7 protein-coding genes are annotated in these 6,699 nt (G+C 66.6%); all 7 read right to left on the reverse strand.

Translation table 11 applies throughout. The features are described 5' to 3' along the window. On the reverse strand, window positions 1-532 hold a 532-nt coding region (locus tag CVM52_RS27105), incomplete at its 3' end, for a hypothetical protein (RefSeq protein ID WP_172721067.1). Window positions 533-545: 13 nt separating this feature from the next. Next, window positions 546-911 carry a hypothetical protein gene (locus CVM52_RS22300; RefSeq protein ID WP_100164577.1) on the reverse strand — a complete coding sequence of 122 codons (366 nt, stop codon included), beginning with the start codon at window positions 909-911 and terminating at the stop codon, window positions 546-548. Between the two features lie 47 nt (window positions 912-958). Then, window positions 959-1,825: a dynamin family protein gene (locus tag CVM52_RS22305; RefSeq protein ID WP_100164578.1), complete on the reverse strand. Its 867-nt coding sequence runs from the start codon at window positions 1,823-1,825 to the stop codon at window positions 959-961. 18 nt (window positions 1,826-1,843) lie between these two features. After that, a complete protein-coding gene (locus CVM52_RS22310; RefSeq protein ID WP_100164579.1) occupies window positions 1,844-3,910 on the reverse strand; it encodes a dynamin family protein in 2,067 nt (688 codons plus the stop codon). Between the two features lie 127 nt (window positions 3,911-4,037). Further along, the gene (locus CVM52_RS22315) at window positions 4,038-5,270 is read right to left on the reverse strand and encodes a GTPase family protein (protein WP_133119940.1); all 1,233 of its coding nucleotides are present in this window, start codon (window positions 5,268-5,270) and stop codon (window positions 4,038-4,040) included. Continuing rightward, window positions 5,267-6,214 (reverse strand): PP2C family protein-serine/threonine phosphatase, encoded by a 948-nt coding sequence (locus CVM52_RS22320; protein WP_100164581.1) that lies wholly within the window; start codon window positions 6,212-6,214, stop codon window positions 5,267-5,269. Before CVM52_RS22320 ends, CVM52_RS22315 begins: the two co-directional genes overlap by 4 nt. Then, window positions 6,198-6,699, reverse strand: a 502-nt coding sequence (locus tag CVM52_RS22325; protein ID WP_133119941.1) for an FHA domain-containing protein, incomplete at its 5' end; no start/stop codon positions are given. The genes CVM52_RS22320 and CVM52_RS22325, both read right to left, overlap by 17 nt.

Below are 6,699 nucleotides of genomic sequence, written 5' to 3' on the forward strand. Positions count from 1 at the left end.
CTGCCGCGCCGCCGCTGCGTTCCGCCACCCCTTTGCCGGGCCGCAGCCAGGCCAGCGCCTCGGCCTCGATCCAGGCCAGGAACTCCTCCAAACCGGCGGCGGTATTTGCGCGGAAGGCCACGCCGATTGCCTGCGCCAGGGCCTGCGCGGTGCAACCGATGTGCTGCACGTCCGGATCCACCTCGGGCCGCGCCGCGTGCAGCGTGACCCTGCGCACCTGGCCCAGCGCCGCCTTCAACCGCCGTGCGAAGATCCCCGCCGCCTCCTGCGGGTCCGACGGATCGGCGCCGGCTTCGCCGCCGACCGTGACTGCGTATAACCGGCGGTTCGACACCAGCAGGTCGACCGCCGCGCCGGTTTCGCTGCGCAGGGTGATCCGGCGCGGCAATACGGTTTCGTCGATCTCGCGCAACACCGCCTGGATCGGATTGGCTGTGCCGGCGGCCTCGTCGCGCGCGCTCAGCCGCCCGATGGCCCCGGCCAGGCGCCCGCTGCCGGGTGGCGCGGCTTGTGGGCGGATCTGTGCGGTCATCCCCATCGCGGCCTCACATCTCGCTCAGTACGGCGCGCGCGGCGCTGGCCAGCGGCGCCAGCGCCGCGGCATCGTTGCAAACACAGCAGATCACGTCGGATTCACCGTTTTCCGGCCGGATGAACAGCCGGATGCCATCGGCGGCCAGCATGATCGCCTCGTCCAGATGCGCCTCGGAAAATTCTGCCGCGAACACCTCGCTATCGGCCCGGTCAAAGCATTCGGCCGCCTGGCTGCACAGCTCGTCCAGCCGCTCTTGCGGCCAGGACCGGTCGGCGCTCATCCGCAGCACCAGGCGCGTGCGCAGATCGCCAAACGCAACCAGGCGGCAGCCTTCGGCCCCCGCACGCATCGCATCCAGACGTTCGACCAGTCCCATTTCACCTTCGCCTTTCCAAACTCATTCTACCCAACCCGCAATGCGGCTCAGAACAGCAGGCTTTCCTTCTCGCGCGGTTGCAACCGGGCGCGCGGCGGCAGTGCCCGGTTCGCCTTCACCCGCTTGGGCAGGATGCGATCACCGGTCTCCGCGGCCGCGGGCGTCGCCTCCGGCGCGGGCTCTGTCGCCTCGGCCTCTTCCACGGGTGCCTCGGCCTGCGCCGGTGGTTCCATCAGCATCTCGACCAGCGTTTCGATAAACGCTGCCGCGCCGCTCTCGGCCCAGCGCCCGGCATCGTCGCCCGCGTTCAGCGCCTCCAGCAGCGCCACGGGATAGACGCCGCGAAACAGTCCCGCGGTTTCCTTGCGCACCCGCGCCAGCACCCGCGCCCGGTCGCGCCCCGCGGCCAGCTTGTCGATCTGCGAGATCAACAGCAGGTTGCGGCCATTGGTGCGCTCAACGATCTGGTCCCAGGTCGCCGCCTCGGATTGCCGCCAGGCCTGGGTGGCGTGGGTACACCAGACCACGCTGTCCACCTCGTCGATCAGCGCCTGCCAAACCCCAGAGGACATGTTCGGATCCGAGATCCCCGGCATGTCGATCAGATCACACAGCTGCAGCGCATCCGCCTCCATCTGCAGGCGGATCATCCGGGTCTGGTCCAGGTCGACCTGGTCCAGACGGTCCGGCGCGATCTCGGTTTCGCTGCCGTCTTGGCCGACACAGACGGCCCGGTCCGGCCCGTAAGAGACCCAGACCGGCGGCAGCCGCGTGGCGGTCACCCGCATCGGCAGGGCGCGGCCGCCCAGCAGAATGTTGGACAGGGTGCTTTTGCCGGCGCTGAACTCGCCCATCAACGCCAGACGCGGCTTGCCCGCCTCGGCCCCGGTTCTATCGCTCTGCGTCATGTCCATGGTCGCGATGGCCTCCGTTTACGCGGCATAGCGGGTGAAAGTGTCCAGCGCGGTCTGCAGCGTTTCCCGCCGCGTCACCGCCTCCTGATCGAAGAACAGCCGCTGCATATCCGCCGGCCGGTCGGTCCGGGTGGCGATTTCGTTCAGGATATCGCGCTGTTCGGCCAGGTAATCCGACAGCGCCTGGGTTGCGGCGGCGCGCACCTCGCCGGCCTGCACCACCTTCAGCTGGGTCATGAAATCTTCGGTCTCGGCGCTGATCAGGCTTTTGAAGGTCTGTGCAAAGGCCTTGTAGCCGCGGGTGCGGCGCCACCAGGATTTCCACCAGCCGTCGCGGAAATCCAGCGCGATGGTCTGGCCCAGCGCCACCGGCGACGGGATTTCGGGCGCCATCGGCACCCCCATCTGGATGCCGCCCACCGCCGCGCCGAAGGCCTTGCAATACAGCTCGGCCAGATCGCCCACCAGATCTTCGAACAGCTGATTGGTCAGGGTCTGCGCGCGGGTGCCGAACACGTTATAGGCCGACCGCAGCAGCATCCGCAGCCCCGTGGGGCTGTATTCCCAGACCTCCTTTTCGCCATGGCTTTCCAGGTGCGCGATCAACGAATGGGTGGCCCGTTCGATGAAATTGACATGCGCCCGGTCGGCACGCTGGTGATAGGCGGTCATCAGCTCGCCGAACTCGGTCTCCAGCCGGGCGCGAAAGGCATGTTCGATCTCGCCGAACAACCGGCTGATCTCCTCCGCGCTCAGCTGTTCGCCGTTGCCGGTGCCCTCCAGCGTGATGGTTTCGGCCACGCTCTGGCTGCTGGCGATGGTCAGCGCCGAGCCCGCCAGCTTGGCCAGCTGCGCTTCGCCGCCATCGCTGACGACACGGTCGGCGATATGACGGAACAGCTCGGGCAGGCCCGACAGATCCCAGACCATGTCCGAAGGCGACGCGGCCGCCGCGGCGCTGCCATCCAGCGCCACCTCGGCATAGTTCAGCAGCGCCTTGCTGCTGATGTCCGACATGTTTTCCAGGCCGCCCGACAGCACCTTGTTGGCCCAATAGGCACTACCGAAGATGATCGCCGCCTCGGTCGGGCCGTTCTGATCCTGCAGGGTCTGGCGGATGCTCGCCTCGATCTCGGGGATCTGTCTGGCCGGGTCCTGCAATTCATCGATGCGGTTGACGAAAATCAGCACGTCGCGCGACCGCAGGTTCGAGATCAGCCGGATCAGCCCCATATCGACCGAGCTGAGCGCCTGATGCGCCGACAGGACCACCACGCACAGCCGGCTGTCGCGGATCGCCTGGATCGTCACCTGCTCGCGCATCATGAAGGTGTCATTCACCCCCGGCGTGTCGCGCAGGCACATGCGGAACGGCACCGTCTTGCAGTTCAGCCACAGGTCGGCCGACCGGGTGATATCGGCAAACCGGCCCTGATCGCCGGCCTCGGCGGCCGCATCCTCGCCCTCGAAATCATCGCCCAGGCAGATATAGCGTTCGACCAGGTTCTTGTCGAAAAAGCTGTATTCATGCTCCTGACCCAGCAGCAGCTCGAATTTCTTGCCCAGCCGCTGGCGCGACTTCTCGCGCATCATCTCGATCTGTTCGCGGATCTTCTCCAGCTCGCTTTCCGCCCCGGCCCGCCCGGCCAGTTCGCCGATGCGCCCGCCCTTGGTCAGCAGCCGGTCCCATTCGCCCTCCGACATGAAGCGGAACCGCGCGCCGATCTCGGCCCGCCTGGGGCCCGGCGTCAGATGCAGCGACGTCACCACGGATGTCCACGGGTTCACATCCGAAGGCAGCAGGTCGGACCAGCCCGCCATCGCGTTCACCAGCGAGGTCTTGCCTGATTTCACCTGGCCCAGCAGCGTCACGCTGGGTTCGAACTCGGCCAGCGACCGGCGCAGCCGCTCGACCGAGCGCGCGGTGCCGTCACCCGCCACCTCGGCCAGCCCGGCCAGCGCCCCGTCCAGCCGCGCCGCGCGCTCGGCGAACTCGGCCAACAGCTCGAGCCCCGCGCTCAGATTTGCCGGCGTCGCCGTGGCGCGGAGTTGGGTCGCACTGTCGAAGCTGGGCGCAGTCGTCATGGTTTACCTTGGTACTTGCTTCGGGCTTTGCCGATCCCTCCGGCCCGCCTGGACGCGTTTGAAACGAACCGATTTATGCTCAGGATCTTTTGCCGAATTGTGGTTAAATTTGGGCCTGCCGATGGCATCAGCCTTGAATCCGCCTTTCTTCTTCCGGAACTTTGTCAGCGATCTCTTTTTTCAGCTGCAACAGCAGCGTCACCGCATCCACCGCCGCGTCCTCGTCTTTTTCCAGCTGGAACAGCATCATCATTTCCGCGCTTTCCTGCGCGTCCGACTGCACCTCCTCCAGGCTCAGATCACCGCTTCCCGCCTGCTGCAGCAATTCGCTCAGCGCCGTAGCGATGCCGACACATTTCTCCAGAACATCCTCGGGGCGCGGTTCGCCCTGCCCGTCCTGCACCTCCAGCAGCTTGCCGGCGCTGCTGCGCAGCAGTTCCAGCGCATCGCTCAGCACCTCGTCATTGGACTTGGCCGCGGGTTTGGCCGCCTTTGCGCGCGGCGGTTCCGGCACCACGGTTTCGACCAGGTCACCGGCATCGGGCGCAAAGCGGTTCAGCAGCATCCGTGCCTGGTCCATATCGGCGGTGCGGCCGTTGTTCACCTGGCGCATCAACGCCTCGAACAGCTCCATCCCACCGCTGGATTTCCACATCGCCTCGTTCAGATCCTGACCGGCGCAGCGCGCGGTGATCGCCTGTTCGGTGGCGATCGGATACAGCGCCAGGAACTCCTCGGACACCACCGGTTCCAGTGCCTCGATCCGCTCCTGCAGCACCCCGCGCATCATCTGCCGGTCGGCCATGGTCAGCACCAGAAAGCTGTGATCCTTGATCTCGTCCGGCACGCTGGCCCACAGCTTGGCCTCGCCTTCCTCAAAAGCTTCGGTACACCAGACGATGATATCGGCCCATTGCACCACCCAGTTCACCATCGACATCTGATGGCCGAACCCGCCCTGAAGCCCGATCTCGACAAAGTTCTGCCGGGTCAGGCCGGGATCGGTCAGCTCCAGCCGCGCACGGATGGCGTTTTCGGGCATCTGCGCCGCATCCAGCCCGCCGGCGCAGCGCAGGCATTGGCCGTCTTCCAGCTCATAAGTGGTGCGCTCCTGCGGGCCATGCGCGATCTCGACCACCGGGATCCAGGAACCGCGCGGCACCACGCTGCGCCCCAGCATCATGTTGATCAGCGTCGACTTGCCCGAGCCGGGCAGCCCCATCACCGCCACCTGCACCGGCTTGCACAGGTGATCCAGCAGCCGGGTGCCCCATTGCTGCCATTCCGTCGGGAACTGCCGCCGTTCCAAGGCGGCCTGCAATTGCCGGACAACCGGTTCGATCTGGCTGGTCAAAGTCACGCCGACCGCTCCATCGACACGCGATAGGTCACCACCTTGCGCTTGCGCGAGGCGGCGGCCACGATGGTCATCTGGCTGCGCGCCGCGGTTGCCGCCGCGGCCGCGGGCTCGGCGGCCATCGCCGCCGGCGGCACCGTCTCCAGCCCGAAGGTGGGATCGTCGCTGACCCGGATCACGCAGAGCGAGATATTGTCCTGGTCGGGATCGTCCAGATCCTCCAGCGCGCGCAGCAGTTCGGCGCCGATCTCGGCGCTGGACTGGCTGGCGCCCTGCCCGACCAGTTCGGCGATCCGGGTCTCGGACAGGTATTGCAACCCGTCGCTGGCCACCAGGATCACGTCATTGGGCTGCACCCGCACCGGGCGCGCGGGGCAGTCGATCTTGGCGATCTCGCCGCCGATCAGCACCGAGGTCAGCGCGTGCCGGTCGGGATGGTTGGCCGCGGTCTCGCGCTCCATCATCCCGTGGCTGACCAGATAGTTGATCTGCGCCAGCATCGAATGATCTTCGTTCAGCCGCGCCAGCTGCCCGTCGCGATACAGATACAGCGGCGAATCCCCAACCGAAATCCAGTACAGCCGGTCGCCCAGCAGCACCGGCGCGATCAGCGTCGCCCCCATGCCCATGGTCTCGGGATTGGTCTCGGCGTGATAGCGCACACAGTCATTCGCGCTCTGCACCGCGGCCTGCAAGATGCCGGAAATATCCTCTTCCAATCCCTTGGGATTGCCGGATTGCATCTTCAATTCACTGAAGATTTCCGTGACCACGATCTTGCTGGCGACATCGCCCGCGGCATGGCCGCCCATGCCGTCAGACAGCACGGCAAAGCCCATACCGGCACCGGCAGGAAAATCGGCAACCACCGCATCTTCCTGCTGCTCGCGTCGCCCCTGGCTCTGCGCCGAGGCGGCATCGTAATAGATCTCAGCCGACGGTTGCATGCTGCATGCCGCCTTGGCGTTGTTCGGTCCAGTCGAAGCTTTCGTCGCAGAAGGCGACAAAGCGCAGGGTCGTCTCGCCGATGCGGATCAGGTCGCCCGATTTCAGCTCTTCGGTGCTCAGCACCGGCCGGTCATTGCGGCGCACCAGATTCGCCTTGCCGCCATGCCCCAGGTAGAACTTGCGCTGTTCGCCGTCATAGGCCACCGCCGCGTGGTTCTCGCGAGAGATGCTGTTGTCGCCGAAATCCAGCGCGATGGTCTGGTCCTGGCCGCGGCCGATCTGGGCAACGCCGGAAAACAGCGTGAACGCGGCACCGCGTCCCGGCCCCTTGACCACCGCCAGCCAGCCCACCGGGAACTCGCTCTGGGCGGCCGCGGCCGGGGTGCCGCTGGCGGCAAACGGATCGGCCGACTGTGCCTGCGGTCCGTTGAAGCCCAGCAGGCGGGTTTTCACCCGGCCAGCGCGCCGCGTCGCGCGCCCGATC

Origin of the sequence: Pseudooceanicola lipolyticus, from assembly GCF_002786325.1 — a bacterium.
GTDB classification, from domain to species: domain Bacteria; phylum Pseudomonadota; class Alphaproteobacteria; order Rhodobacterales; family Rhodobacteraceae; genus Pseudooceanicola_C; species Pseudooceanicola_C lipolyticus.